The organism is Gracilibacillus sp. JCM 18860, from assembly GCF_055395245.1.
On sequence record NZ_AP043868.1, the window covers coordinates 1,273,830 to 1,299,558 of the forward strand.

At 36.8% G+C, this 25,729-nt stretch carries 30 protein-coding genes, 1 tRNA gene and 1 pseudogene; 11 read left to right on the top strand and 21 right to left on the bottom strand.

What is annotated here, in order from left to right; all coding sequences use genetic code 11:
* Window positions 1-51: 51 nt before the first annotated feature.
* The 5 genes from ACZ5R4_RS06640 to ACZ5R4_RS06660 form a co-directional block, all read right to left on the bottom strand.
* Window positions 52-684 (bottom strand): nitrite reductase, encoded by a 633-nt coding sequence (locus ACZ5R4_RS06640; RefSeq protein WP_464368230.1) that lies wholly within the window; start codon window positions 682-684, stop codon window positions 52-54.
* 105 nt (window positions 685-789) lie between these two features.
* On the bottom strand, window positions 790-1,068 hold the full coding sequence (locus ACZ5R4_RS06645; RefSeq protein ID WP_054860588.1) for a glutaredoxin family protein: 279 nt from the start codon (window positions 1,066-1,068) through the stop codon (window positions 790-792).
* A gap of 20 nt (window positions 1,069-1,088) precedes the next feature.
* Complete coding sequence (locus ACZ5R4_RS06650; protein ID WP_054860587.1) at window positions 1,089-1,778, bottom strand: hypothetical protein; 690 nt, start codon at window positions 1,776-1,778, stop codon at window positions 1,089-1,091.
* A 154-nt stretch (window positions 1,779-1,932) separates the two neighbouring features.
* The gene (copZ, locus tag ACZ5R4_RS06655) at window positions 1,933-2,139 is read right to left on the bottom strand and encodes a copper chaperone CopZ (protein WP_054860586.1); all 207 of its coding nucleotides are present in this window, start codon (window positions 2,137-2,139) and stop codon (window positions 1,933-1,935) included.
* A 196-nt stretch (window positions 2,140-2,335) separates the two neighbouring features.
* A complete protein-coding gene (locus ACZ5R4_RS06660) occupies window positions 2,336-3,013 on the bottom strand; it encodes a GntR family transcriptional regulator (protein ID WP_181397586.1) in 678 nt (225 codons plus the stop codon).
* A 214-nt stretch (window positions 3,014-3,227) separates the two neighbouring features.
* Here ACZ5R4_RS06660 and ACZ5R4_RS06665 point away from each other — a divergent pair, with 214 nt between their 5' ends.
* The 3 genes from ACZ5R4_RS06665 (at window position 3,228) to ACZ5R4_RS06675 (ending at window position 5,050) form a co-directional block, all read left to right on the top strand.
* Complete coding sequence (locus ACZ5R4_RS06665) at window positions 3,228-3,653, top strand: OsmC family protein (protein ID WP_054860583.1); 426 nt, start codon at window positions 3,228-3,230, stop codon at window positions 3,651-3,653.
* 68 nt (window positions 3,654-3,721) lie between these two features.
* A complete protein-coding gene (locus ACZ5R4_RS06670) occupies window positions 3,722-4,057 on the top strand; it encodes a thioredoxin family protein (RefSeq protein WP_054860582.1) in 336 nt (111 codons plus the stop codon).
* 231 nt (window positions 4,058-4,288) lie between these two features.
* The gene (locus ACZ5R4_RS06675) at window positions 4,289-5,050 is read left to right on the top strand and encodes an MBL fold metallo-hydrolase (protein ID WP_464368231.1); all 762 of its coding nucleotides are present in this window, start codon (window positions 4,289-4,291) and stop codon (window positions 5,048-5,050) included.
* 113 nt (window positions 5,051-5,163) lie between these two features.
* Here the strand turns inward: ACZ5R4_RS06675 and ACZ5R4_RS06680 are convergent, their stop codons facing one another.
* The 5 genes and pseudogenes from ACZ5R4_RS06680 to ACZ5R4_RS06700 all read right to left on the bottom strand — a co-directional run bounded on the left by ACZ5R4_RS06680 (window position 5,164) and on the right by ACZ5R4_RS06700 (window position 8,635).
* Window positions 5,164-5,409, bottom strand: coding sequence for a glutaredoxin domain-containing protein (locus ACZ5R4_RS06680; RefSeq protein WP_054860581.1), 246 nt, complete (start codon window positions 5,407-5,409; stop codon window positions 5,164-5,166).
* A gap of 66 nt (window positions 5,410-5,475) precedes the next feature.
* On the bottom strand, window positions 5,476-6,078 hold the full coding sequence (locus ACZ5R4_RS06685) for an SAM-dependent methyltransferase (protein WP_464368232.1): 603 nt from the start codon (window positions 6,076-6,078) through the stop codon (window positions 5,476-5,478).
* 88 nt (window positions 6,079-6,166) lie between these two features.
* On the bottom strand, window positions 6,167-7,864 hold the full coding sequence (locus ACZ5R4_RS06690) for an FAD-dependent oxidoreductase (RefSeq protein ID WP_464368233.1): 1,698 nt from the start codon (window positions 7,862-7,864) through the stop codon (window positions 6,167-6,169).
* Between the two features lie 64 nt (window positions 7,865-7,928).
* Window positions 7,929-8,303: a rhodanese-like domain-containing protein gene (locus ACZ5R4_RS06695; protein WP_054860579.1), complete on the bottom strand. Its 375-nt coding sequence runs from the start codon at window positions 8,301-8,303 to the stop codon at window positions 7,929-7,931.
* 72 nt (window positions 8,304-8,375) lie between these two features.
* Window positions 8,376-8,635 (bottom strand): annotated as a pseudogene (locus ACZ5R4_RS06700) (metal-sensitive transcriptional regulator).
* 740 nt (window positions 8,636-9,375) lie between these two features.
* Between ACZ5R4_RS06700 and ACZ5R4_RS06705 the strand changes: the two are divergent.
* Window positions 9,376-9,984: an SDR family NAD(P)-dependent oxidoreductase gene (locus ACZ5R4_RS06705; protein WP_464368234.1), complete on the top strand. Its 609-nt coding sequence runs from the start codon at window positions 9,376-9,378 to the stop codon at window positions 9,982-9,984.
* Between the two features lie 424 nt (window positions 9,985-10,408).
* Here ACZ5R4_RS06705 and ACZ5R4_RS06710 read toward each other — a convergent pair.
* A tRNA-Val gene (locus ACZ5R4_RS06710) sits at window positions 10,409-10,481 on the bottom strand.
* 98 nt (window positions 10,482-10,579) lie between these two features.
* Window positions 10,580-11,257 (bottom strand): PdaC/SigV domain-containing protein, encoded by a 678-nt coding sequence (locus tag ACZ5R4_RS06715; protein ID WP_054860659.1) that lies wholly within the window; start codon window positions 11,255-11,257, stop codon window positions 10,580-10,582.
* 124 nt (window positions 11,258-11,381) lie between these two features.
* Between ACZ5R4_RS06715 and ACZ5R4_RS06720 the strand changes: the two genes are divergently transcribed.
* From ACZ5R4_RS06720 to ACZ5R4_RS06730, 3 genes are all read left to right on the top strand, one after another.
* Entirely contained in the window at window positions 11,382-12,101 is a 720-nt protein-coding gene (locus ACZ5R4_RS06720; RefSeq protein WP_464368235.1) for an alpha/beta hydrolase, read from the top strand.
* A gap of 5 nt (window positions 12,102-12,106) precedes the next feature.
* On the top strand, window positions 12,107-12,544 hold the full coding sequence (locus tag ACZ5R4_RS06725; protein WP_054788660.1) for a GNAT family N-acetyltransferase: 438 nt from the start codon (window positions 12,107-12,109) through the stop codon (window positions 12,542-12,544).
* Window positions 12,545-12,609: 65 nt separating this feature from the next.
* The gene (locus ACZ5R4_RS06730) at window positions 12,610-13,284 is read left to right on the top strand and encodes a DUF421 domain-containing protein (RefSeq protein WP_109985026.1); all 675 of its coding nucleotides are present in this window, start codon (window positions 12,610-12,612) and stop codon (window positions 13,282-13,284) included.
* A 34-nt stretch (window positions 13,285-13,318) separates the two neighbouring features.
* Here the strand turns inward: ACZ5R4_RS06730 and ACZ5R4_RS06735 are convergent, their stop codons facing one another.
* The 3 genes from ACZ5R4_RS06735 to ACZ5R4_RS06745 form a co-directional block, all read right to left on the bottom strand.
* Entirely contained in the window at window positions 13,319-13,594 is a 276-nt protein-coding gene (locus tag ACZ5R4_RS06735) for a hypothetical protein (RefSeq protein ID WP_109985027.1), read from the bottom strand.
* Window positions 13,595-13,678: 84 nt separating this feature from the next.
* Window positions 13,679-13,924: a hypothetical protein gene (locus ACZ5R4_RS06740; protein ID WP_109985028.1), complete on the bottom strand. Its 246-nt coding sequence runs from the start codon at window positions 13,922-13,924 to the stop codon at window positions 13,679-13,681.
* A 78-nt stretch (window positions 13,925-14,002) separates the two neighbouring features.
* Window positions 14,003-14,407, bottom strand: coding sequence for a CotO family spore coat protein (locus tag ACZ5R4_RS06745; protein WP_054860576.1), 405 nt, complete (start codon window positions 14,405-14,407; stop codon window positions 14,003-14,005).
* A gap of 176 nt (window positions 14,408-14,583) precedes the next feature.
* Between ACZ5R4_RS06745 and ACZ5R4_RS06750 the strand changes: the two genes are divergently transcribed.
* A complete protein-coding gene (locus ACZ5R4_RS06750) occupies window positions 14,584-15,087 on the top strand; it encodes a CotY/CotZ family spore coat protein (RefSeq protein WP_054788645.1) in 504 nt (167 codons plus the stop codon).
* Window positions 15,088-15,313: 226 nt separating this feature from the next.
* Window positions 15,314-16,846 carry a glycine betaine uptake BCCT transporter gene (locus ACZ5R4_RS06755; protein WP_109985029.1) on the top strand — a complete coding sequence of 511 codons (1,533 nt, stop codon included), beginning with the start codon at window positions 15,314-15,316 and terminating at the stop codon, window positions 16,844-16,846.
* Between the two features lie 46 nt (window positions 16,847-16,892).
* On the opposite strand, the gene ACZ5R4_RS06760 is transcribed toward ACZ5R4_RS06755, so the two are convergent.
* The 4 genes from ACZ5R4_RS06760 to mgtE all read right to left on the bottom strand — a co-directional run bounded on the left by ACZ5R4_RS06760 (window position 16,893) and on the right by mgtE (window position 21,475).
* Window positions 16,893-17,285, bottom strand: coding sequence for a thiol-disulfide oxidoreductase DCC family protein (locus tag ACZ5R4_RS06760; protein ID WP_054860575.1), 393 nt, complete (start codon window positions 17,283-17,285; stop codon window positions 16,893-16,895).
* Window positions 17,286-17,377: 92 nt separating this feature from the next.
* A complete protein-coding gene (fabI, locus tag ACZ5R4_RS06765; RefSeq protein ID WP_109985030.1) occupies window positions 17,378-18,157 on the bottom strand; it encodes an enoyl-ACP reductase FabI in 780 nt (259 codons plus the stop codon).
* A 95-nt stretch (window positions 18,158-18,252) separates the two neighbouring features.
* Complete coding sequence (locus ACZ5R4_RS06770) at window positions 18,253-20,100, bottom strand: monovalent cation:proton antiporter family protein (RefSeq protein ID WP_109985031.1); 1,848 nt, start codon at window positions 20,098-20,100, stop codon at window positions 18,253-18,255.
* Between the two features lie 4 nt (window positions 20,101-20,104).
* Window positions 20,105-21,475 (bottom strand): magnesium transporter, encoded by a 1,371-nt coding sequence (gene mgtE / locus ACZ5R4_RS06775; RefSeq protein ID WP_109985032.1) that lies wholly within the window; start codon window positions 21,473-21,475, stop codon window positions 20,105-20,107.
* A 314-nt stretch (window positions 21,476-21,789) separates the two neighbouring features.
* On the opposite strand from mgtE, the gene ACZ5R4_RS06780 reads away from it, so the two are divergent.
* On the top strand, window positions 21,790-22,965 hold the full coding sequence (locus ACZ5R4_RS06780) for an FtsW/RodA/SpoVE family cell cycle protein (protein ID WP_109985033.1): 1,176 nt from the start codon (window positions 21,790-21,792) through the stop codon (window positions 22,963-22,965).
* Between the two features lie 33 nt (window positions 22,966-22,998).
* Window positions 22,999-23,739 (top strand): bis(5'-nucleosyl)-tetraphosphatase PrpE, encoded by a 741-nt coding sequence (gene prpE, locus ACZ5R4_RS06785; protein ID WP_464368236.1) that lies wholly within the window; start codon window positions 22,999-23,001, stop codon window positions 23,737-23,739.
* Between the two features lie 252 nt (window positions 23,740-23,991).
* On the opposite strand, the gene ACZ5R4_RS06790 is transcribed toward prpE, so the two are convergent.
* Both ACZ5R4_RS06790 and ACZ5R4_RS06795 read right to left on the bottom strand, forming a co-directional pair.
* Window positions 23,992-24,867 (bottom strand): RluA family pseudouridine synthase, encoded by an 876-nt coding sequence (locus ACZ5R4_RS06790; RefSeq protein WP_109985035.1) that lies wholly within the window; start codon window positions 24,865-24,867, stop codon window positions 23,992-23,994.
* Window positions 24,868-24,912: 45 nt separating this feature from the next.
* Entirely contained in the window at window positions 24,913-25,716 is an 804-nt protein-coding gene (locus ACZ5R4_RS06795; RefSeq protein ID WP_464368237.1) for an NAD kinase, read from the bottom strand.
* Window positions 25,717-25,729 lie beyond the last annotated feature (13 nt).

Here is a 25,729-nt window from a genome sequence, read left to right on the forward strand (position 1 = left end):
ACCTCCACTGATCTTTAGCGCCTTCTGTAGGTGAAATACTTTATCTAACTTTTAATCTGCAACAGAGTAATTAGCTAATTGATCTATATCAAACCTCTTACAGAATTTATAGAATGCCTCTCGTTTCTTACCCATTTGTGAATATGCTGCAATGAGTTTATCTACAGTATCGTACAACTCTTCTGGTGTGAGATTTTCCTTCAGTAAATAACCAACCTCGGCATCTTTACCTTTCGCTTTTCCCCCAATATATAAATTGTAATGGTCTTTGAATTTCATCACACCGATATCACTAAGCATAGGTTCACCGCAACCTACTGGACATCCTGTATAGGCCATCTTTAGTGTAAAAGGGACTGGTTTTCCAGCAAATCGCCGGTTTAATTCTTTTGCTATCGGCATCCCTTCTCGTTCTTCCCCTTTACAAAAATTACAAGTTCGCAAACTTTTTACAAAATTTCCAACTGAGTAACAAGCTAACCCAACGCTTTCCAATTCCTCTATGACTTCGTCTTTTCTATTTTCCGGAATTTCTAGATAAAGCTGTTGGAATGTCGTTAATTCCATTTCATCCTCTTCATTCATGTATTTGGAGATGGTTACAAGCTGTTTTGCGTTCAGCTTTGCTCCAAAACCGATTCCGCCATTTATGGCAATTTTTATTTTTGGTGCATCTGTCTCCATATTCATTCCCCCTTCTTTCCTAAATCATATATACTATACAAGGGGAGGGTATTTATCTGAATAAAAAAATACACACTAAATTGTATTCAGGTTTTATCACGTGACCTAACCTACATTTAGCAGTTTCTTTATTTCATTCTTATTCCTCTCGAACCCTATCATGCTTTTTGACTTTTTCATTATACCCAAGAAGGATCGACGAGAAAATACAAGTGCTGGTACAATTCTATTTCCTGTAATTTTTTTAAGATCCTCTTCTTTTGATGGTTGTTGTGCTAAATCGTATTCCTTGTGAGGAATATGATGATTTTGCAGGAATTTCTTTAAGTCCTGGCAATCTGAGCATGTTGGTCTTGTGTAAACTTCAAGCTGATAGTTTTTCATCTCTAACCATACCTCCTTGTTTATTCTTTTACTTTGATGATAAATGGATAAACTTGTACGTTTTCACCGAACTTAAATTCGGCCCAAATTTTGTACATGCCCGGGGTTGGGAAATATGCATTAAACTTAGTAGTGACTTCTGTTTCCGGGTGAACATGAATATACTGTTCAACGTTTTCGTCAATAATAACCACATGACCTAATGCACCGAGATATGGATCTGATTTTTCTCCTTGTGTATCAAACACTAATGGAACTTCTTTTCCAACCACTGCGTTCCCAGCATTTAAGGTCACTGTTTTGCCTCCACTTTCTTTTGTCCAGCTATCCTTTTTACCGAGAGTGACTTTACTTGTTGCCCGTATCCCAACCTGAAGAGTATTTGGCTTTATCTGATAAGCCTTATTTTCTGGTGTAATGTCAACGAATGCCTGGTAGGTACCATCACTCAATACCTGTTCTACCGAATAGATTCCCTGTTGCTCCTTTACTGGATGCAGATGATAATACTTCTCTAAATCATTAGAAATAATGATAAAATGCATCTCTTTCTTATGTTGTATAGCAAGCTCTGGCGGCTTTCCATTATTATCTTCCAGCTTAATCAGAATTTTTCCATTTTCATAGGTCACATCTGTCTTAATCTCTGATTTGGCATGATGATGGTGCTGATGAGCATGGTGGTGATGATTATGTTCACTGTGGTTCATTGTTTATTCCTCCCTTTGAATTTCTGTGTTGATAAAACATTGTTATATATAGATTGTGCTATATAGTGAGATTTTAATCAGCAGGGTTTTTACCCCACTGATTATCAGTGAAACTTACCGGGATGCTTCATGCTGTAATTAAAGTACGACCGTTCTAAACAACCTCGTAACCTTGTTCTTCAATCGTCTCTTTAATCACTTTCAAATCCACTATTTCAGAGTCAAACGTTACGTCAACTTTCGCATCATCCAAATGAACCTTAACTGCCTCCACACCGTTAAGTTCTCCTACACTTCCTTCAATGGAACTTACACAATGCCCACAAGACATACCTTCTACATTAAGTGTTGTATTTGTCATTTTAATTACCTCCTAATTTTTATTTCGTCCACATCATACCATACCCCCCTAATGTATTGTCAAGCTATAAAATTATTAACACATATGTTTTTCAAAATAAAAATCAGGTAGAAATAAAAATTTCCACCTGATTTTCTGGTTTTCAAACATGTAAACAATTTGCCTATAAGTATCTCTACTAGGCTATTAAGTTTAATTAGCCTCTTATCATATTAAGCAACAACGAGACATCGTTTGTAGAACCGACAGATATGATTTTCTTCTGTGTGACATCAACAAACTCCTTTAATCTCTCAGCAAGGTCGGACCGTGTTACAATTACATCTGCATCGCGAATGGACTGCATAATACGATCTTTAGGAGACTCCTGTACATCAATTGTATCAATTTCTGCGGAAGCCACCCGTCTCAATTCATCTAAATAGAAGATACATGAGCTGATCTTGCACTCAACAAAGAGGTAGTGTGTCTTCTGCTTCTGGGGTTCTCCAAACAATTGGGTGTAGGCAAATCCAGCTAATAAAACATCGTCGATTTTAAATCCTGATTCGTAAGCATCCTTTATTGTTTGTTCCACAAAGTTGAAATAGGAATGCTGTGTTTTAAATCTTTCAATTTCTTCTTCGCCGGCAACTTGCGTCCCTCGTCCCTTTTGCATCAATAACAGGCCTTCTTCCTTTAATTGAGAGTATACCCCCTGAATCGTATTCCTGTTAATGGATAATTGATCCGCTAACTGATTGGTTGAAGGAAGTATATCTCCAGAATTAAGTAATCCTTTCCCTATTAGCCACTTTATCTGTTCCCTTATCTGCACATTAATTGGTAAAGGAGAATGAGCATCTATTTTAAAAAGTAATCCTGAATGTTCCATATTTAATTCCTCACCTTTCATACTTAACTAGTTATCTAGGTATATTTAGATTAATGAAGGAAACAAAAAAATGCAAGTATTATATGAATTAGCTAAATTAACTAAGTAAGAAACTAAAGATTGACAAGCAATACACTATTTAGTACAATACGCTTCACAGTTAACTAATTAACTAGTAAACTGTATATCATTAATTGTGTAGGAGTGGTACGAAATGGCTGAAATAAAAATGGTTTGGAACGGAAATACCAAAGGTAATGGTAAAATACAAGGGGAAAATCTTAAAACTGATATCGCTATACCCCAATCTTTAGGAGGAAGTGGAGAAGGCACAGATCCTAAAGAATTACTGTTAGCTTCTGCAGCAACATGCTACGCAACAACACTTGTCTATATGCTGGAGACAAAAGATCTGCCTGTTATTGAATTTACGATGAAGTCGAAAGCAAATGTTTCAAGAGAAGACGGCATTCAAATTATCCATCAACCACATATTGTTTTATCAAGTGAAGCAACAGAAAAGCAAAGTCAAGCAGCTGATAGAGCATTTATATCCGCTGATAAATCATGTGCAGTCGGAAATATATTAAAAAAAGCAGACGCCCAAATAACTATTGAAGGAAAAGTAACAGTAAAGTAAAAGCTTCATAAGGAAAATAATAAATTGTCCTTATGTTCTATTCCTTCCATCTTAGAAGGAGGAGCAATTTGAAAAAGATAAATGAGTTAACTTCAATTAAAATGACAGAGGATTTTCTTAAAGATAATGAGCTAAGTTTCCTTTACGTATCCACCCCAGATTGTAGTACATGTCATGCTATTCTGCCCAAGCTAACGGAATTGCTAGATCAATATCCTCTCATTCAGCTTGGTCACATTGATGCTACGAAAGTGGAAGAAGTGGCCGAGAAATTTTTAATTCTCTCAGCTCCTGTATTGATTCTGATGATTAATAACAAAGAATATATACGAGAGGGACGTTTTGTTCGCTTTAAACAACTAGATGAAAAAATAAGGAAGATTTATGAATTGTACTCAAAATAATCAAGTATGCAAAAAAAATGTATAGGAATAAGGCTCTTAGATATTCATTAACACGGGTGCAGTTCTTAGAACTATACCCGTGTTTTTTATTAGGACAAGGGTTCATTAACTTCTTTCATTAATAAAGTCAATCAGATAAAAGACTTTATTTATTCTATGTATCGATTCACAAGTCATCGTTTAAAATATACTAAGTACGGGAAAATTTTCATAGTAAAGGAGTTGGGTAATATGAATATTCAACACATTCGTAACGCGACATTAGTTGTAGAATATGCAGGTAAAAAGTTTTTAATTGATCCAATGTTAGCAGACAAGGGGGCATATCCACCGTTCCCGAATGCACCAAGAGATGATCAGTATAATCCTTTAGTAAGTTTGCCAACTTCTATTGAAGATATTATCATAGATATTGATGCTGTCATCGTCACACACCTACATTATGATCATTGGGATGAAGCAGCTAAAGAAGCATTACCAAAAGAAATTAAACTATTCTCTCAAAATGAAGAAGATGCTGCAGAGATTCGCAACGCCGGTTTCCAAAATGTCGAAATTTTACAAGAAGACACAGTCTTCGAAGGTATTCAATTAGTTAAAACAAAGGGTGAACATGGAAGAGGAGAAATTTTAAAAGTTGCTGGTCAAGTTTGTGGTATTGTCTTCAAACATTCAACAGAAAAAACATTATATGTTGCTGGTGATACAGTGTGGTATGATGCCGTTAAGGAAGTAATGGACACACATAAACCAGAAATTATTGTGGTAAATGCTGGAGATAATCAATTCAATGAGGGCGGTTCTCTAGTAATGGGTAAAGAGGATGTCTATGAAGTGTATAAGGCTGCTTCTAACGCAAAAATTATTGCTGTTCACATGGAAGCTGTTAACCACTGGACATTATCAAGAGAAGAGTTAAAGACATTTGCTGACGAAAAAGGATTCTCCACTAATATTTCCATACCAAACGATGGAGATTCCTTCTCATTCTAATATATTTTAACAGACAGAATTGTGAAAGCATTTCTGTCTGTTTTTCATTACTATTAATAAAACAATCGCCAATCCACAAGTCTACGGGATTGGCGATTATTCAGAAATTGCTTTCACTTGATTAAAGCATTCCATTTTTCTAACATAAGGCCTGGATTAAACCCAAACACCCACTCTCCATTTATATTGGTCTGCGGTACTGTCAATCGAAATGTTTTGCTCACTAGTTTCACCATTGCTAATGGATTAAAATCTATATTCACTTCTTGGAAAGGTATATTCAGATTGGTGAAAAATGTTTTAACCATCGCACATACTGGACACAGTGTTGTTGTATATATTATTACTTCTTTTTTCATGTGAATTTCCTCTTTTTACTTTTAATTTAAGCTATAGGGTTACAAGCTCGCTCGTTCATGTTTAATTCACAGAGGTTTAAGCCCAGCAAACTGAATAACATGTGATAAACCATTATGAAATTCACCTTCATGTCTAACCACTTCACCTATAAAAAAGTGAATAATATGCCAATCTGAGAAGGTATCCAGAAATTCCTCCGGTCTATATAACATCCCCAAATCTTTCGGGCCACCACTTTTATAAGGAAGTTGATAATGTGAGTAAACTTCTGTTATAAAATAGCCACCTGGTTTCACTGCTTCCTTCACACCCTGAAGCGTCTTTGTTCGTAATTTTTTAGGGAAATGACCAAATATACAGACTATCTCATCCCAGTTTTCTTGTTTCCAATCGACATCTTTTAGATCAATCAGCTTTGTATTTACACTTACACCTTTTGTCTTCGCTAATTTATCTGTTTTTATTAAACCTGATTCGGCATAATCCCAAGCTGTCACTATCAAGCCCTGCTCAGCTAAAAAGGCTGCATTACGCCCTTCACCTTCCGCTATGGCTAGTACCTTGTCACCAGGTAATTTCAATTTATTCTGAATTCCAGCCAAGAACTCGTTCGGTTCTGTTCCATATACATATCGATCTTGGCTAAAGCGCTCATTCCATTGGTTCATTGTTTATTCTCCCTTCAATTCAAAATTAGGATACTTAAAGAAAGAGATCCATGTCATAATCGTCTTATAGAAGGATTGCGAAATTGTATTATTTAAAGTTATATGTTGTTACAATTTTCTCTCTATCTGTTACAAGGTCATTATAATACTCGTATAGACTAATTCCTAAATAAGAACCAGATATATTAAATATGTTCGTAAATCCTAAGTTTTTTAATGCCATTACCATGTTATAGCTGCGTTGACCTGAGCGACAATGAACATATACGGCCATATCTTTTGGAATTTCATCAAGTCTGTCTCGAAATTCACTTAACGGAATATTGACAGCATTTTTCAAATGTCCAGCATTATATTCATTCTGCTCGCGCGCATCAATAATAAAGGCATTATTTTCTACTAATTCACGAACCTGAGCAACTTTGACTTCGCGGTATTTTCCATATAATTGATTAAGAGCAACCAGGGCAGCATGGTTTACAACATCCTTAGCTGTACCTAACATTGGAGAGTAGGTCAGTTCTAAATCTTTCAGGTCTTCTAATGTCCCATTCATTGTAATCATTGTTGCAATTACTTCAATACGTTTGTCGACATTCCCTTTACCAATTGCCTGTGCACCCAAAATTCTGCCTGTTGGATTTTCATATACTAATTTAAAGTGCATCACATTACTGTTTGGCATTAATCCTACCTTATCAGCCGGCAAGATATAGACGGAATCCCAGCTGTATCCTGCTTTGTCAGCCGTTCGTACATTTAATCCAGTAGAAGCTGCGTTTAAATCAAATAAGTGAATGGAGGATGACCCAATCACTCCTAAGTTGCGGTTAGGAATGCCATAGATATGATCTGCTACAGCCCTTGCTTGTTTTTGTGCAGGCCCAGCTAAAGCAAGGAGTGCTGGCTTATGCAATAATCGATGATAGACTTCAATAGCGTCTCCTACTGCATATATATTAGAATCACTAGTTACATAGTTATGATCAACTTTGATCGCACCAGTTTCACCGATTTCAAGCCCGGCATCCTCCGCCAGCCTTGTTTCAGGCCTTACGCCGATCGCTAACACAACTGCTTGTACCTTTATTTGTTTTCCAGATTGTGTTTCGATTGAACCATCATTAATCTTTGCTAAACCATCATTAACAATTAAATTCACCCCATGGTCGACCATTTCCTTGTGAAGGATTTGAGCCATGTCATAATCATATGGTGTCATAATCTGATCAGCAAATTCAATGACAGACACGTTAAGTTTAGCTAGACGGAGATTTTCCGCTACCTCAACCCCTATAAAACCTCCGCCGATTACTGCAACATCTGTCAGATCGTTCTCTTTTATATAAGCATTAAGTTGCTCGATATCCACAACATTTCGTACTGTAAATACGTTCTTATTGTGAATGCCTTCAATTGATCCAGGTCGAATTGGTGCTGCACCAGGGGAAAGAATTAGCTTATCATACCCTTCTTCGTAAGTGTTGCCAGTTACAGCGTCCTTAACCATAATTGTTCTTTTTTCACGATTAATGTTGATTACTTCACTATTTACCCTTGCTTCGATATTAAACCGTTTTTTAAAAGTCTCTGGAGTCGATAATACAAGAGATTTACTATCTTCCACCATTCCACTTAAATGATAAGGTAACGAACAGTTAGAAAAAGACACATGTGGGCCTTTCTCAAACATAATAATCTCTGCATTCTCGTCTAATCTTCTCAGTCTTGCAGCAGCAGATGCTCCCCCAGCTACACCGCCAACAATTAAAATTTTATTTGTCATATTGCACATCTCCTTTATTTATATATTTTACTTAAATCACCAAAAGAAAATCGTTCATATGCTTCTATTTCTCATTACCTTGCCATGCAAGCATGCCGCCACGTACATTAGTTACTTTTGCACAGCCAGATTTTTTTAGTATTTTAGATGCCTGCTTGCTTCTCATCCCGCTTTGACAAATTACAATTACTTCTTTTTCCTTAGAGATTTCCTTTGTAGCTCTTTGAGCCAGTTGGTCAAGAGGAATATTTTTGAAGCTTTTTATATGTTTTCTTTTAAACTCAACAGGTGTGCGCACATCAATAAATTGCTTGTGCTTTTTATTTAGTTCTGTTTTCAATTCTGTTGTGGAAATATTGTTCACACCTTTTATTGGCAGGAACCCTCGCAACAGAAAAAATAACAAAATTGCAAGAACAACGTAGTATATATATTCCATTTGTTAATCTCCTTTTTAAATTACCCCTATAGGTATACAGTGTTTCAAAAAAAATGAAGAGAATACCCAAATCTATCTACTTTTCACAAGTAAGTTTACAGCTTGGTTTACTAATTCATCTGTATTTTTCCTTTTTTATCAGCATCCCGAACACACTCTATTAAATTGGAACTGACAATTAAATCAATGGTTCGGTCAAGGGCAGTTCTTGATGCAGATAATTGCGTAATCACTTCTATACAGTCCTGGTTCTCCCCCATCATTCTTAATATCTCTCTCAGCTGCCCTTCATTTCGTTTTATTCTATTTTTGATATGATCGCTATCATCCATTTATTTTTGCCTCCTTCATCAGACAATTGTTTTCCACAACCATAATATACCTATATGGGTATTTTATCAACTGAAACTACTTAGATCATTTTGATTGATGCATATCTGAAATATTTAACATTTAGTCAAATCCTTTCATAATGAAAGTCAAACCGTTGATGTAAATGATATCCTTCGTCAGATTAATGCGTAATTATTTTTAAAAACGCCTAAACAAATTGGCCCTTTTTGGATCTTTTTTATCCAGTTATTCTTAATAAAAGTTTTTATTAAACTACATACTATGGAGGTTGGACAATTGGAAGTACATAATATTGGGTGAAGAACGAGCAATCAAACCTTTTGTGATTGAACGCAATAACTGGATATTAGCAATACTCCAAAGGACCTACTTTTGTGTTAGTGAATTGAATATATCATCAAAAACGATATCCTCTATGTAAAACCTCGATATTTTGGAAACAGGCTTTGGTATTTCTGTTTCATCAGCAAAATTAGAAAAAAATGGCCTTGTTCAGGGGAACATCATTAATGTTAATCAAACTTGAAGAATTTTTGGAAGATTTAAGTAAATATGTGAGCTATAAATTATCAATTATTATTAATAATAAAAAGTGAACAAAACAACAGTACACTTTATCAAAATTCTGAAGAGCTATAGTATATAAGGTAGTGATTGTGAATAAGGAGGTTATTATAATGACAAATCAAATGAAGCGTTTTGAAACAAGGTGGCGCTAGTGACAGGAGGACGTTCGGGGATTGGACGGGCCATTGCTCGCCGGTTACGTGACGAAGGAGCGACTGTGATCACCGCGCAACGCGGGGAAGACGAGGATTTTGAATCAACCGTGGCAGATTTCTCCAATCCGCATACACCGGAGCAGATTGTTAAAGAAGTCATCGTCCGACATGGGCGGCTTGATGTGCTGATCAACAACGCTGGTATGATGCAAGAAGCCAGAATTGAAGAAATGAGTCTTGAAGATTGGCAACGCAACCTCAATCTTAACCTGACAGCCCCATTCCTGTTGATTCGCGCAGCATTAACTTACCTTCGCAAGACACAAGGCAGTATCGTCAACACCGGCTCCGTTGAAGGATTGGGCGCAAATCCGGGGCATGCAGCCTACTGCGCCTCCAAGGCTGGGCTACATGGGCTGACCCGTTCAGTGGCGGTGGACCATGGAGATGAAGGAATACGTTGCAATGCGGTGGCGCCTGGCTGGATTGACACCGATCTAAACCTCGATATGATCGAAAGTATAGCTGAAGCAGAGACATTCAGACGCGACCTCGCGCGCATCCATCCTGTAGTTCGCACGGGATCCCCTGAAGAAGTGGTTTAGCATTGGTGGCTTTTCTCGCAGCTGATGAGGCTGGGTTTATCACAGGCCAGGTTTATACAGTGGATGGCGGCAGGATGAACAAGTTGAGTCTTCCCTAAAAGTTATCTTAATTAACTTTATTATCGCGGATTTTAGATATTTTGCGGTCAACTTTAAAAAAGATTACCAAGTTAATTACCAAATAACATCGATTATGATACTAGATATTCAAAAAATGACAAACTTTGATTGAAATGTAATTGCTTAAGAAGAAAGAATGTATAGCTTTAGTGTCCATAGTTCACCAAGAAATGCTCAAATCACTAATACAATAGTTATTCAATTAGAAACCATATAAAATAATGAGGCTATTGGAAAATGTGTTTTGTAAATAAGAAAGTCTGTACCTCTTGATATAAAAGGGATACAGACTCCTGTTCTAGTATGATTCCGATTGGGCTCGAACCAACGACCTCCACCCTGTCAAGGTGGCGCTCTCCCAGCTGAGCTACGGAATCATGATATGTAACTGTATTATAACTATAGGGAATTATTCTTATTTTGTCAATTAACTCTGCCTTACTTTATTTGCGAAATAAAAACCTGATCCAGAGAATCAGGTTTCTTCATATATTTCACTTGGGATAACAATTTCTTGATTGCCTGAGACATAAGGGGCAATTTCGTATTGCTGAAATACTAATGTGATGCCCTGATCATTAAAATAAAATGCTGTCTGTTTTACTAATTGTATATCCTCTTTTTTAAGATCTGGGTAGAAGATTTCCGGACGTTCAATTGCGTATTCCCACACATAATCGGTAACAGCTTTAATCTGTTCATCTGTTGTCAGAATATCAGTTAGATAAACCCTTTTACCTGTGTCTACATTATAATTAAAGGACTCAACAGTCGTGTTGCCATGGGCTCCACCACTAAAGATATATTTACTCATTAAGATACTAAGCCTTGGGAATTGATTATATTTCACTTCAAATTCTGTCTGAAAATCTGCTGCAAACCCATGCTTTTCTGCTTGTTTTTCATTTTCTTTATATTCCTTATAGGCTTTCTTAATATAGTTTGTAAAATCTTGATTTATCCTTTTTTCCATCTTTTTATCAGTAACATCACTTACTTGAGGATATTTTAGTTGTTCGTTATTTTTATAATATTCAGCTTGAACGGTGGCTGTTTTTCCTGTTGATTCATTAGCATTTACCGCTAATCCAGTAACACTAAACAGGACAAGAAATATCGATAAATAGATGGCAGTTGTTTTTTTCCAATTCATTCGTTGACACACCCTTCTTTTTTCATTAGGTTGCACATCTTGAACCGTTTCATGCAAATTTCTTCTCTTTTCGAGCAATTATGATACACTTTTTAAAAAGTACTGTTTATATGGGGGAAATAGAATGAAGCGTAAAGGAAAAATGGAGGATTTAGTGATTGAAAGTCAATATTTACAGGAAGCTCTAACGGTTAAAATTTACGTTCCAGAGGGATTTTCACCTTTTCATGATTACCAGCTATGTATCATGCAGGACGGTGATGATTATTTCCGAATCGGACGTATAGCAACATTAAGTGATCAGCTTCATGCTTCAATGGAGATTGAGCCAACTATTTTTATTGGCATTCATTATCAGGATCGATATGATAGATTGGATAAATATCATCCTGACGGGAAACTACAAAAGAAGTATATCGATTTCCTAATCCGTGAGGTAATACCATCACTTGAGGAAAAGTTACATATAACCCCTCTTTCCTATACATTGATGGGAGATTCACTTGCTGGTACATTAGCCTTTATGATTGCAAGTAGTTATCCTAGTACGATCAATAAAGTGGTTATGCAATCCCCTTTTGTCAATGAAACGGTATTAAAAAAAATTCGTGAAACCAATCAACTTCAGCGACTAAAGGTATATCACTCCGTAGGTACAGAAGAAACAGATGTAAAGATAACGACTGGGGAGGTGCTGGATTTTTTAGCTGAGAATCGTACCTTTCAGCATTTATTAGCTAATAAAGTATCGGATTATACTTATGAGGAATTTAATGGTGATCATACATGGACATATTGGCAACAGGACTTACGCAAAATACTAATACATATGTTGGGAGAGTGAAGGAATTGGAAATCAAAATAGTACAAACAGATGAGCAGCTTCAAGATGCTTATCAGGTGCGGAAAGAAGTATTTGTCGAGGAACAGAACGTACCAGTTGAATTGGAAATTGATGAACTAGAAAAAATGGCCACTCATTTCGTTGGTTACAGTGAAGGCAAACCTATTGCAGCAAGCCGGATTCGCTTTCAAAATGATTATGGTAAAATGGAACGGATTTGTATACGAAAGGACTTTCGTGGAAAGGGCTACGGAAAAGACATTTTATTGTTTATGGAAAATTATGCAAAAGAAAATGGTTTGAATAAGGCAAAATTACACGGACAGATTCAAGCAGAAAAGTTTTATCAAAAACTTGGGTATAAAACCGTATCAGACCAATTCATGGATGCAGGAATACCTCATGTCGAAATGATCAAAAGCCTTACCGAATGGAATAGATAGGTATGTATACTTCCTAAATTGGCTATCCTATTGTTAGATTAAAGATAAAGGCAGGGATAAGCCTAATGGAGTATGGTGCCATTTTACTGGAAACCTTTTTTGGGTTCATTATCTTATTTATTTTAGCTAAAAGCCTTGGAAAAACACAAATTAAGCAATTAACCGCCTTTGACTTCATTTCTGCTTTAATTTTGGGAGAATTAGTTGGAAATGGTTTATATGATAAAGAGGTCGGCATTCTCCACATGGGTTTTGCCGTTATTTTATGGGGAGTTTTGCTTTATGTAACAGAGATCATTACCCAAAAATATAAAAAGTCTCGTTCATTATTAGAGGGTAGCCCCTCGATCATGATTCATAAAGGAAAAATACAGCGCGAGCAAATGAGGAAAGCAAAATTAGATATGAACCAGCTCTTGCATTTACTTCGCTCCAAAGGGGTATTTTCCGTTAAAGAAGTCGAATATGCTATTTTGGAAACAGATGGGACGGTATCTGTATTGAAGAAGACAAATTATCAGTCACCTGTCCGTAAAGACTTCAATCTTCCTTTGGAAAGTGTTGCCCTTACGTTTATGATCATTAATGACGGGGAAATTCTTTATGATAACCTCTCCGAGATTGGCTATGACAAAGCTTGGCTGGAGGAAGAATTAAAAAAAGAAGAAGTGTATTCGATACGAGATGTATTTTATGCAGAATATGATAAAAATAACGGACTGTATATTCAAGGATTCTAGAAAACAAATATAGCCAGACATCACGGATGTCTGGCTATACTTTTGCAATGAATTGACGACCCTTTCCCGTCATTTTTGCATATATCTGATTGTTTATCGATTTCATGTATTCTAAATCCTTTTGCTCTTGTTTTACTCTCGCTTTTTTTAGTAATGCTTGTTCTACATCCTTTTCGCGAAGTCGGTCATAATTACTGTCAAGTTGAATTGGGTATAGTCTTTCAATTGGAAAAGGATCACGTTCTCTTTTCGTCACTCGCTGTTGGTACTGTTGATATTGATAATTCTCAACTGGAATAACATACCCCATCGAAAACCCTCCCCCATTCACACCATTTTAAAACTATACCCATATATTCGTTTTCTTAAACATCTATTTGGCTGTTTATCCGCATTATAACCAGGAAAAAGGTGGGCGATCGTCACGATCCTTGTGATCATCATGCTCCTCATGATCGTGTCTCTCATCTCTCTCTTCTCTCACATCATCATTGTCATGATGGTGTTCACGCTCATCCGCTTGAGGTTCCTGCCTAGCACCCCCGAATAAAGGATCGCGATGACGTGTTGGTTCGATTCGGACATTATCTGCTTTAATAACCAAATCTTTTACATAAATCACTTTTTTCTTTTCTGACAATTTGTTTCACTCCCTTTTACCCAAAATCATTATCGATATATCCTATGCAGCTTTACCTATTGGGTGTCACACTCCTATTTAGAAGCCAATAAGGTTTATTTCCGTAATCTGCTCAATAGGAACAGAAATTTCTTCCTCTTTACTGACAGTTTGGACTAGTGCCATATTACTTTTACTACCTAGAATATATCCATAGTATTTTTTTCTTTCTGTTATGATTTCACATCTTACTCTTGGTAAGTATGAAGGTATTCTTGAAAAGTGTTCTATCTTCTCCAATATTGTCATATCTTTAAATCGTTTTTTAGAAGAACTTCTATCTTCCACTATTTCTTCACCATGATCCTCTGTAGACATTTCGTCACTATCATTCAATGGATGCTTTGCATGATAAAAGCTTTGCATTTTACGATCGGGCTTTGTTAATTTTGGCTGGTGTAAATATAACTTAGGTTCTTGGTTATTACTTTTAATGGAACTCACTGTCCATTCCTCCCTATCTCACCAATTCATATATTAATCATATGTGAAGAGCCCAATAAATGTGCGAGAAGAATGAAATTTACCTACAAAATAGAGACATTCGTCCATACACATTCGCTAATTCTCCATAGATTATTATTGTTAAGGAAATCTTATAAAAAGGAGTGTAGTAATTTATGGGAAAACACCACGATAGCTGTAATGATAACGAAGTAGGTGGCATCCAAAGCGGAAATTGTGTCTGTGACGTTGTTCGTACAATCGCTGATGCTCAAGATGATGTAGCAGATAGAACTTGTGATGTTAGCTGCGTACGTTCGATAAGAAGCCTTGTCTCTCCCGTAACTACAAATGGTTTAGACACTGTACCATTTATCCTATATGGAAAAGATCATAAACCATTTAAAGGATTTGGTGCGGAATTCAAATCCCACGGAAATGGTCCAGCAAAATTTGACTGTGTGGAGAGCTTTATCTTCCGTGTAAAAGAAGTCGGAGATGACTGCTGTGCTGTATTAGAATTGTTAGTATTCGACAATGAGCATGATGCTTGCCACGATCCTTGTGAGCAAATCAACAAAGAGGAAGTAGCAGATCTTGAACGTACTGGAATTTGTATCACAGTAGATCTTAACTGCTTCTGTGCAATCACTTGTTTACCAGCTGTATCTTTATTCTAAATGAACCCTTTTCTCTGATTAGAGGACTGCTGCCTAGCAGTCCTTTTTCTATTGCCAATGAGATGGTTTATTTCCAATATATAAGGGAAACATATCCATATCATTTGCATTTATGCCATATCATCTGTTAAAATTCGTCTTTGTATGTGAAATGCGGATACTCCAATAAGGAATTGGAGAATATAGTCTTATATTTATCAAACTTAATATCAGAAAGGATGGTTGTGTGCGAAAAACGACTAAAGTATTTTACATTTCTTTAATCATATCATTATTATTTATCATTTGGGGTATCGTCCCGAAGGAAGTTTGGCCAACTTGGAATCTAGCAAGCATTACTACTAATATTCAAGGATTTTTAGTAACACGCTTTGGATGGTTTTACTTACTCGTTGCAACCACATTTTTAATCTTCGCGATCTTCTTAATTGTCTCAAAATACGGAAATATCGTTCTCGGAAAAGATGGCGATAAGCCGGAATATAATTTCATAACATGGTTTGCTATGTTATTCAGTGCCGGTATGGGGATTGGACTTGTCTTCTGGGGAGCTGCAGAACCTATTTCTCATTTAACTGCTCCACCATATGCGACAGAATCTGAAGCAGAAGCAGCAAGAGTAGCAATGCAATATAGTTTTTTCCACTGGGGCTTCCACCCATGGGCTGTTTATGCAACACTTGCTTTAGCGCTTGCTTATTTCCAGTTTAGAAAGGACGAGCCTGGACTTATAAGTAGTACACTTAAGCCATTATATGGTGATAAAATGAATGGTGGTTTAGGTACTCTCATTAATGTCATTGCCGTATTTGCAACGGTATTCGGTGTCGCAACGTCACTAGGTTTAGGGGCACAGCAAATTGGAAGTGGTATTGAATTTTTAACTGGAAATGTTGTGAATAATATAACACTTCAATTAATTATTATCGGTGTCGTGACAGTCTTATATATGTCATCAGCGCTTACTGGTCTAAACAAAGGAATCAAATACTTAAGTAATACTAATATTGTCTTAGCTGTGTTGTTAATGCTTTTCGTTTTGTTCACAGGTCCGACGAACTTTATTATGAACTTTTTTACTACAACATTAGGCTCCTATTTAGCCAACTTACCTGAAATGAGTTTTCGAATGGCTCCGTTTAATGAGGATAATGCTACATGGTTAGAGGGATGGACCATATTTTACTGGGCATGGTGGATTGCATGGGCACCGTTTGTCGGTATGTTTATTGCAAGGGTATCTCGTGGTCGTACTGTACGTGAATTCGTGCTAGGGGTACTCCTTGTTCCAACCATTTTTAGTGCATTATGGTTTAGTGTATTCGGTGGATCCTCTATTTCTTTACAAATGAATAACGGAATCGATGTTTCTGGTGTAATGGATGATTCAGGTACAGAAGCCGCTTTATTTACTGTGTTAGAGAACTTTCCATTAGCTACCATTACCATTACTTTAGCTGTACTCTTAATAAGTACGTTCTTTATCACCTCTGCCGACTCTGCGACATTTGTTCTTGGTATGCAAACAACAAATGGAGATTTAAATCCTGACGTAAGAATTAAGGTTGCATGGGGAGTTGTCCAATCAGGTACTGCGGCCGTATTATTATGGCAAGGTGGCTTAGAAGCCCTTCAAACAGCGTCTATAATAGCCGCATTCCCATTTGCCATTATATTGATCCTTGTGGTCATCTCCGTCTTCAAAGCTTTTCAAGAAGAAGGTAGAAACTATACATTGAAGCGAAAAAAGGCAGAATAGCTCATCAAAAATCCCCATTACTGCAAGAATTGCAATAATGGGGGTTTTAATCTAAAAATCGTTGCTTATCTTCTGGGTTTGGTATCATACAGGAGGTCCTTTTCCCAAACCATCTATAGCGGTTTTTGGCCACGATTTGATAAATTTTATCTCTAATGGGCTTTGGAATTATCAGTAGTACATAGAGTCCTTTGTACAATCCTTTTAACTCTTTTGCAATCCGAAGAGCAGCGGTTGATTTGGTATAAGCTTTTTCCTCGTCTATTAATACGATACTGTCAATATGATGTGGGATATGATAATCTTTTTTAAACTGCTCACCTATCTTACTTTGTAATGAGGCAAACTGAAACTTTTGTTTTGGATCATGCTTAATAATAAATTGAACACTGTGATTACAAAAGTTACATACACCATCGAATAGTATCACTTTCTTCACTGCTTCCCCTCCCTATCTTTAACCTATCATGGTCTGAAGCTTTCTTAAAGAAAAAATCCCCAAACCAAATGTTCGAGGATTTTCCACTTATATTAGGATAAACCTAAAGTATTGTAGCCAGAATCGACATGAATCGTTTCACCTGTTACTCCACGTGAAAGATCACTTAACAAATAATAAGCAGTATCCCCTACTTCCTCTTGGGTAACCGTACGTCGTAATGGGGCTTCTTCTTCGATTTTTTTCAATACACTGTTGAAATCTCCAATCCCTTTTGCCGAGAGTGTACGGATTGGTCCAGCAGATATGGCATTAACGCGAATTCCTTTTTTACCAAGGTCGTTTGCTAAATATTTCATACTTGCATCAAGACTTGCTTTAGCCACACCCATCACATTGTAATTTTTAACCACTCTTTCTCCACCTAAATAAGTCATTGTTACAATGCCTCCACCATCAGTCATTAATGGGGCAGCTTCTCGTGCAACTGCAACCAAGGAATAAGCACTAATATTGTGTGCTAGTAAGTATCCATCTCTACTAGTGTCAATAAAATCTCCCTGTAGATCCTCCTTATTTGCAAAAGCAATGCAATGAGCTAGTCCATGAATCGTGCCAACATCTTGTTTCATTTCTTGAAAAGTTTTTGCCACTGCCTGATCGTCCGTTACATCACATTCATAGAACAGTGCATCTTGACCTTCTAATGTAGAGACAAGGTCCTTCACAGGCTGTTCAAAGCGATCATTGGCATAAGTGAAAATAAGTCGAGCACCAGCAGCATGTAAGGACTTCGCAATCCCCCATGCAATACTTCTTTTGTTTGCGACACCCATTACAACATAAGTACGCCCCTCTAAGGAAAAATTCATCATAAAGCCTCCTCATCCATTTATTACTTATTATTAGTACCTACTAATATTTTATCTGAATCGCACCTATTACTCAAATATAAGAAGACTACCAGCTATACATATTCCAATAAGTCTTGTAATTCTTCCACATATTCCTGCGAGCCTGTAACAATAATTCGGTCTCCATACAGAAGCTCGGTATCTCCATGAGGGACAATCGAATCCTTCCCGCGGAAAATACGTACGATGATAGCATCACCTGTAAATGGAAATTCCCGTAAGAACACACCTTCATATTGTGTATTATTCATATTAATTTCATATAAAGCATGCTCTTGTCCTGTCAAAATATCTACTACACTTGGTGATTCTATTAATGCTTTCAGCAATGTTTTCGTGGACATTAACACGGAAAAGACATCTACACCTATTTCCTTCAAACGTTTTTCCACATCTGGTCTTTCGATTCTAGCGATAACTCGCTCCACACCAGCTTCTTTTGCAAATCTTGCAATTTGCTCATTTCTCTCTTCTTCTCCTGTCGAAACAACCACAATATCATGGTCAAACACCCCGGCAGAGGCTAATGTATTCAATTCATAATTATCTACATGATGAATATCAAAGATAGAGCGTGTACCGTTATTATTTTCTTCAAGTTTATCCTGTTTCGTATGGTAAAGATATGTTTCAAAATCTTTTGGTTCTAATTCTCGTAAGACTGGAATCGTAGCTTGGTTAACCCCAACGAATGAAACCGTCTGTTGATATTCTACTTCTTCTTTATTTTCATAATACTTCTTAAAGAAGGATGGGGTAATGATACAAGATAGGACAGCAACCATAATTAAGGCACTATGCATCTCACTAGTAATAACTTCTAGCCTTTCACCAATAGTTGCAGCAGCAATCACTAATGACAACGTAGAAGTTAATAGCATACTTGCTGCAAATACCGTTTTCGTATCATACCACTTTTTCAATATGGCGATTGGCAATACCTTTGAAATTAACAAGGCAATAAAGAGTAATGGTATTAATGCCAACACCTTAGGTTCATCAAACAATGCTCGTAAATCTAAGTCGACCCCTACCATAACAAAAAATATCGGAATAAGAAATCCGTACCCAAAGCTGTCTAGCTTTTGAACGAGATCTTGATTTGGCGCTAATAAGGAAACCAGTGCTCCAGCAATAAACGCACCTAATATATTCTCTGCTCCTACAGACTCTGACAAGGCAACTAGAAATATAATTAAAGTAAAGACTGCCCTTGTACCTATTTGGATCGTTCCTTTTGACATGGCTTCAATGAATGACTGGTTTCTAAAATATTTACCAACAAAATAAAGCACAAGTCCGACACCAAACAAGATTAATAACAACCACATATTTCCTGCTTCTTCTCCAAAGAAGGAAACAAACACTGCCAGTAAAATCATTGTTGCTAAATCGGCAATCACTGCTATCAGCAGGATAGTTTGTCCAACAGTTGTTTGCATTGCTTGTGTTTCTTTTAATGTTGGTACAACTACACCTAATGAGATTGTGGAAATGATCAATGTCATTAAATAAATATTGTCGATAAAACCAAACAATACAAACAAATAGGACAAACCAAATGACAGTACTAATATCCCTACAAAAATTAAACTAGCAATTAAAACAGGGTTCGGGATGGTGTTCTCTGTTTTCTTTCTATTTTTACTCGAGAAAAGGGTAAAATCTATTTCTAATCCACTTAAGAACATCAGGAAGATAAATCCTAATGTGGACAATGTCTCTAGCCAACTACTTTCTGCAACTAAGTCCAATCCGGTGTTACCAATAATAATCCCAACGATGATCTCTGCAACGACGACAGGTATCATCTTTAGTCGAAATCGATGTAATAGGATTGGTGTTAAAAAAGCTGCAATGATCACAATCAAAAGAGAAGTGATTGATCCTCCATGCTCCATTCATTCATCCCCCTATCAATAAATCCATAAATACTGTTGCCAAACCAAAGTAAATCAACATCGATATAATGTCGTTTAATGTCGTAATAAAAGGACCTGATGCAACTGCAGGGTCTATATTAAAACGGTCCATCACGATTGGAACGAAGGCACCTGCAATGGTTGCAACAAAGAGGGTAGCCATAATCGAAATCCCGACAAGGATACCTAAATAAAGATCTCCATACCAGAAGCCGACAATACCAGTGATTAGGATACCACAGACTGTTCCTGTTATAATCCCTGTTTTTGCCTCTTGCCAAATGACAGTTGCTTTCCCAATTTTATTCATATCACCTGTTGAAATGCTGCGTACTGCTACCGCTAGTGCTTGTGTCCCAGTGTTACCGGCCATACCAGCAATAACAGGAATAAACACAGCTAATAAGGCTACTTTATCTAGTGCTTCTTCAAAACGACCAATAATACTAGCAGTAAACATACCGAGGAAAAGTAATACAATCAGCCAAGGTAATCTTTTCTTAGCAGATTGTATTGCTGTATCTCCAAAACGTTCTACCTCAGAGATACCGGCTAGCTTGGAATAATCATCACTAGCCTCTTCTTCCATGACATCCATAATATCGTCAACTGTAATGATCCCTAATAAATGATTTTGAAAGTCGACAACTGGCAAGGCAAGAAAGTCATAATCTCTCATCATTTGAGCGATTTCTTCTTGATCCTCTCCAACAGGAACAGAGACTACGCGCTCACTCATTACCTCTTGAATAAGCCAGTCCCCTTCTGCAATAATTAAATCTCTTAAAGATATAACACCTACTAGCTTTTTATCAGAATCTACCACATAGATGTAATAAATCGTCTCAGCATCTGGTGCTTCCTTTCGCAGATGTCTCATTGCTTCCTTTACGGTCATCTGGTGGTGAATAACAACAAATTCTGTTGTCATGATACTACCAGCCGTTTTTTCTTCATAGTGGAGCAATTCTTTTATTTCTTCTGACTCTTCCTTATCCATAATAGTAAGGAAGCTTGCCACTTTATTTTTGTCTAATTCATTTAGAATATCGACGGCATCATCTGTAGACATTTCTTCTAATATCTTGGCAGCAAACGCTGGTACCATCTCAATAATAAACTCGTTAACTAAATCACGATCCACATGCTCGATAACATCAGCCATTTCGTTTGGAGATAGATACGTGTAAATGAGAAAACGAATATCTTCTTCTTGCTCCTCAAATATTCTCGCTTGATCATATGGATGTAATTCTAAAAATTCAGCCCTAAATTGATCAATTTGTTCATTTAGTAGGGCCTTTTGTATTTTCTCCCAAACTCGCTGTCTCTCTTGTTGTTCTAAATGCTCCATCACACTACCTCCTAACGCTGCAAAAATCCTCTATGACGTCTCGATCTTTTGCCTGAAGCAAAAATAATCATTTTCTGTTTTTAAAAGAATAACATATCCTTCAACCAATTGCGCCAATTTTACACTATTTTTTCAAAAACTTATCTAAATTTGTCTTATACGTTTGCTAGTCTCTATCAGAGGTGGCTTGCGGACAACTAACACGATGATAAAAGAAAAATCGGGCATATTTTTCATTTTTGTTTCTCAAATTACACATTTTCCACTATACTAGGAAGAGACAATAATTTACGAAAGAGGTATGGTTCTGGTTTATGGATCAACAAAATTATAATTCAAAAATTGATTATACACTTATCTTCATTATTATATTATTAGCGATCATTAGCATTTTCACGTTATATACATTAAATCCCTTCCTTGATCAGTCGTATTATATTCAACAAATTGTTTGGTATATTGCTGGTTCTATGGCAATTGCCGTAATTATGATATTCGATTATGACCGTTTCAGACAAATATCATGGATTCTATATGGATTAGGTGTCATCGCCTTATTAATGTTATTTTTTCATTTCCCACCAGGTATTGCGAAATCCGTTAATGGAGCATGGGGTTGGTTTCAAATTCCTGGCTTTGGTTCACTCCAACCAGCCGAATTTATGAAGGTGTTCTTAATTATTTTTCTTGCCCATATCATGGTGACACATAATGAAAAATATCCAGAGCATACCGTGAAAATGGATTTGTGGTTACTAGTTAAAATAGGCATTGCAGCAGTTATCCCTATTTTTTTCTTAGTAAAACAGCCTGACTTAGGTGGTGTACTCGTCCTAATCGCCATTACTGCATGTATGATTCTCGTTTCAGGTATCAAATGGAGAATCATTCTATCCATCCTTGGAGGTATTATCATTGCAGGCTGTATAGTGGTTATTTTATATATTAGTTTTCCCGAACAGACTGAAACATTTTTGGAAAGTACTGGACTAGATCACGTCGAAGGACGGTTTAATGCATGGCTCAACACTGATGAAAATACTCAAGGGGATGCTTATCAGCTTATTCGTGCCATGCTAGCAATTGGTTCTGGTCAGTTGACAGGGAAAGGAATTGGCGGCTTTGAAGTATCTCAAGATATTCCAGAATTTCATACAGATATGATTTTCACTTCCATCGCTGAGCAATTTGGATTTTTTGGTTCTAGTATTGTTATTACCATTTATTTCTTATTGATTTATCGTCTTATTCATATTGCAATTAAATCTAAGGATCCCTTTGGAAGCTATATGATCACAGGAATTATTGGAATGTTTGCCTTTCAGATTTTTCAAAATATCGGGATGTCCGTAAAACTACTTCCAATCACTGGATTGCCACTACCTTTTATTAGCTACGGTGGGAGCTCTACATTAACCTATATGATAGCAATTGGAATTGTTTTGAACATTTATTACCGTATAAAAACCTACATGTTTGATGAATCCTAACAATACTTATAACAAGTGAAAGGGAATGATTTCATGAAGGTAGATATTATAGGAGATATTCATGGTTGCTATCAAGAGCTTTTGTCTTTATTAAACCATTTAGGTTACCATATTGATGAACATCAAAACTTATCTCACCCCGAGAATCGGAGAGTAGCCTTTGTCGGTGATTTAACCGATAGAGGACCTGATTCTATTCATGTTATTCGTTTTGTTTATGAAATCGTGAGGAACCAGCAGGTAAGCTATTATGTACCAGGAAATCATTGTAATAAATTGTATCGATATTTCCTTGGCAATAATGTGAAACAACAGCATGGTTTAGAAACAACGGTTGCTGAATTACAGCAATTATCGAAGCAGGAGCAAAAAGAAATCCCAAAAAAAATGATCGAATTATATGAAAATGCTCCACTTTATCTAGATCTCCCTGAGATCGATGCAATCGTCGCACATGCAGGAATTCGAGAAGATTTAATTGGCAGAAAAGATAAAAAGGTCAAGACCTTTGTGCTTTATGGTGATATTACGGGTGAGACTTTACCTGATGGAAGACCTGTCAGACGAGATTGGGCTCAGCATTATCATGGGGATAAATGGATTGTTTATGGACATACCCCCGTCCTAGAAGCGCGATTTGTTAATAAGACCGTCAATATTGATACAGGCTGTGTGTTTGGAAATAAATTAACCGCCTTTCGCTTACCAGAGGAAAAAATTATTTCTGTGCCATCAAAGCAACCCTTCGTTGAAGAAAAATTTCATTCATACTAGTCGGTTGCTTTTTATTCTCTTGTTTAGCAACGAATTTGTTTTTCTAATACTTATTCTTAGCTCCAATTCTATGATCATGAGAATTCATTTTGGTACTTATACCTATTTTAAATACCAAATTGGCAGCAATCTTTCTTTTTTTGGCATTTAATCCTCTCGTAAGTACTATTTTGACTTTGTTCGTTTTTATTTTAGTATTTATTAGGTAATAAAAAAAAGAGGTTAGGATCTCGACTCCTAGCCTCTTTCTTACTATGTTAGTAATGGCGCCATATCCTTAGGTAGATCTAATGTAAAGTTCATTATCTCCTTTGTCATAGGATGGTGGAACGTCAATTTATTGCAGTGTAATGCTTGACGGGCCATTTTATCCATAGCTCCACCATATAAGGAATCCCCAATTAATGGGTGCCCAATGGAGGTAAAATGTACTCTTATTTGATGTGTTCTGCCTGTTTCGAGTTGAACCTGTACGAAGGAATAGCCATGGCATTCCTTTACCACCTTGTAATGAGTTATAGCCTCTTGTCCTTGTTCACTCACCATTCTTTTTAAAATAGAGCTTGGATCTCTTGTAATGGCTGCGTTGATCGTACCTTCCTTCTCCTTCAGATGCCCTGCTACTATCGCAACATACCTACGATTCACTCTTCCTGTTAACTGGTCCTGAAAAAGGGTAGCATGGCTATAACGATGTTTGGCAATTAATATTAATCCAGACGTATCTCGATCTAGTCTTGTAACGACATGTACTGTATAAGGCAATTTTTGTTCATCATAATGATATAATATAGCATTAGCAAGCGTTTGATCCGGGTGATGCCTTGATGGGATTGTTGCCATAAAGGGAGGTTTATTTACCACTAGTACATCGTCATCCTCAAAAATAATTGGAAAGGAGATTGGTTGGGGCTTCATGAATTCACTGCGAGTTTCAGGGGGGAAAATAACCTCCACTACATCATTTCTCTGAAGCATGTAACGGACGGTTACTTCCTTACCATTGATTAACAACTTTCCACCCTTATGCTTCACTGCTGCAAGCGTCCTTCTTGAAAATCCCCTTACACTATACAAATATTCCCTAAGCAATATTTGCTCCTCTTTCTTGTTAATGATCCATTTCAACTTAATTTCGTTTCCTTTCTGTCATCTCGCCTGAGAAGTTTTCTTTCATCTTTCATCTGAAATAAAGGAATCATGCACCCTTTTCCAGAATGGTAATGCACGGAATCGAGCAAAGCGGATGTTTTTCTCCGAAACTTTGCACTCTATTGTATCTATATTAGAATACGTATCGGTATAATGATCAATCGTAATGAGAAAGTTTTTTTCATGATGTAATGGTTTTAATTCACACACATGATGCTTTGGCAGTATTAATGGTGATCCAACGGTCCGAAACACACGATTATTAATGGAAGCCATCTCCGTGATTTGAAGTGCCTTTAATGATGGATGAATAATTGCCCCTCCAAGTGCTTTGTTATAGGCTGTGCTACCCGAAGGTGTAGATATACACAAACCGTCCCCTCTAAATCGTTCAAAGTGAGCTCCTTTAATAAATACATCAAGAACCACTGTGCCATCTGCTGACTTAACGGACGCTTCATTTAACGCTAAAAACTGCTTTGCCTTCTTTCCACCAGCTGGATAAATAACTATATCTAATAAAGGATATTCGACGATTTCATAAGGCTTCTTCGCAATCTCAATAATTAATTTCTCCACCTCATCAGGTAACCAGTCTGCGTAGAATCCTAAATGTCCTGTATGTATACCAATAAAAGCAGTATGCTCTAAACGATCCTGATAGGTATGAAAAGCCTCTAAAAAAGTACCATCACCCCCAACAGAAATAACTAGCTCTGGCTCCTTCTCATCATACTCAAGGGAAAATCCTTCTAAATACTGCTTCATTCTTCCTTTTATTATATCTGATTTATGGTCACCTTTTGAAAGGATGTAAAACCGCATGACTGATACCCTC

What these genes read in the sequence shown, in the direction of transcription:
- ACZ5R4_RS06640 (WP_464368230.1), bottom strand. Translation starts at nt 684, where the DNA reads ATGGAGACAGATGCACCAAAAATAAAAATTGCCATAAATGGCGGAATC.
- ACZ5R4_RS06645 (WP_054860588.1), bottom strand. Translation starts at nt 1,068, where the DNA reads ATGAAAAACTATCAGCTTGAAGTTTACACAAGACCAACATGCTCAGAT.
- ACZ5R4_RS06650 (WP_054860587.1), bottom strand. Translation starts at nt 1,778, where the DNA reads ATGAACCACAGTGAACATAATCATCACCACCATGCTCATCAGCACCAT.
- copZ (WP_054860586.1), bottom strand. Translation starts at nt 2,139, where the DNA reads ATGACAAATACAACACTTAATGTAGAAGGTATGTCTTGTGGGCATTGT.
- ACZ5R4_RS06660 (WP_181397586.1), bottom strand. Translation starts at nt 3,013, where the DNA reads ATGGAACATTCAGGATTACTTTTTAAAATAGATGCTCATTCTCCTTTA.
- ACZ5R4_RS06665 (WP_054860583.1), top strand. Translation starts at nt 3,228, where the DNA reads ATGGCTGAAATAAAAATGGTTTGGAACGGAAATACCAAAGGTAATGGT.
- ACZ5R4_RS06675 (WP_464368231.1), top strand. Translation starts at nt 4,289, where the DNA reads ATGAATATTCAACACATTCGTAACGCGACATTAGTTGTAGAATATGCA.
- ACZ5R4_RS06680 (WP_054860581.1), bottom strand. Translation starts at nt 5,409, where the DNA reads ATGAAAAAAGAAGTAATAATATATACAACAACACTGTGTCCAGTATGT.
- ACZ5R4_RS06685 (WP_464368232.1), bottom strand. Translation starts at nt 6,078, where the DNA reads ATGAACCAATGGAATGAGCGCTTTAGCCAAGATCGATATGTATATGGA.
- ACZ5R4_RS06690 (WP_464368233.1), bottom strand. Translation starts at nt 7,864, where the DNA reads ATGACAAATAAAATTTTAATTGTTGGCGGTGTAGCTGGGGGAGCATCT.
- ACZ5R4_RS06695 (WP_054860579.1), bottom strand. Translation starts at nt 8,303, where the DNA reads ATGGAATATATATACTACGTTGTTCTTGCAATTTTGTTATTTTTTCTG.
- ACZ5R4_RS06715 (WP_054860659.1), bottom strand. Translation starts at nt 11,257, where the DNA reads ATGAATTGGAAAAAAACAACTGCCATCTATTTATCGATATTTCTTGTC.
- ACZ5R4_RS06720 (WP_464368235.1), top strand. Translation starts at nt 11,382, where the DNA reads ATGAAGCGTAAAGGAAAAATGGAGGATTTAGTGATTGAAAGTCAATAT.
- ACZ5R4_RS06730 (WP_109985026.1), top strand. Translation starts at nt 12,610, where the DNA reads ATGGAGTATGGTGCCATTTTACTGGAAACCTTTTTTGGGTTCATTATC.
- ACZ5R4_RS06735 (WP_109985027.1), bottom strand. Translation starts at nt 13,594, where the DNA reads ATGGGGTATGTTATTCCAGTTGAGAATTATCAATATCAACAGTACCAA.
- ACZ5R4_RS06750 (WP_054788645.1), top strand. Translation starts at nt 14,584, where the DNA reads ATGGGAAAACACCACGATAGCTGTAATGATAACGAAGTAGGTGGCATC.
- fabI (WP_109985030.1), bottom strand. Translation starts at nt 18,157, where the DNA reads ATGAATTTTTCCTTAGAGGGGCGTACTTATGTTGTAATGGGTGTCGCA.
- ACZ5R4_RS06770 (WP_109985031.1), bottom strand. Translation starts at nt 20,100, where the DNA reads ATGGAGCATGGAGGATCAATCACTTCTCTTTTGATTGTGATCATTGCA.
- mgtE (WP_109985032.1), bottom strand. Translation starts at nt 21,475, where the DNA reads ATGGAGCATTTAGAACAACAAGAGAGACAGCGAGTTTGGGAGAAAATA.
- ACZ5R4_RS06780 (WP_109985033.1), top strand. Translation starts at nt 21,790, where the DNA reads ATGGATCAACAAAATTATAATTCAAAAATTGATTATACACTTATCTTC.
- prpE (WP_464368236.1), top strand. Translation starts at nt 22,999, where the DNA reads ATGAAGGTAGATATTATAGGAGATATTCATGGTTGCTATCAAGAGCTT.
- ACZ5R4_RS06795 (WP_464368237.1), bottom strand. Translation starts at nt 25,716, where the DNA reads ATGCGGTTTTACATCCTTTCAAAAGGTGACCATAAATCAGATATAATA.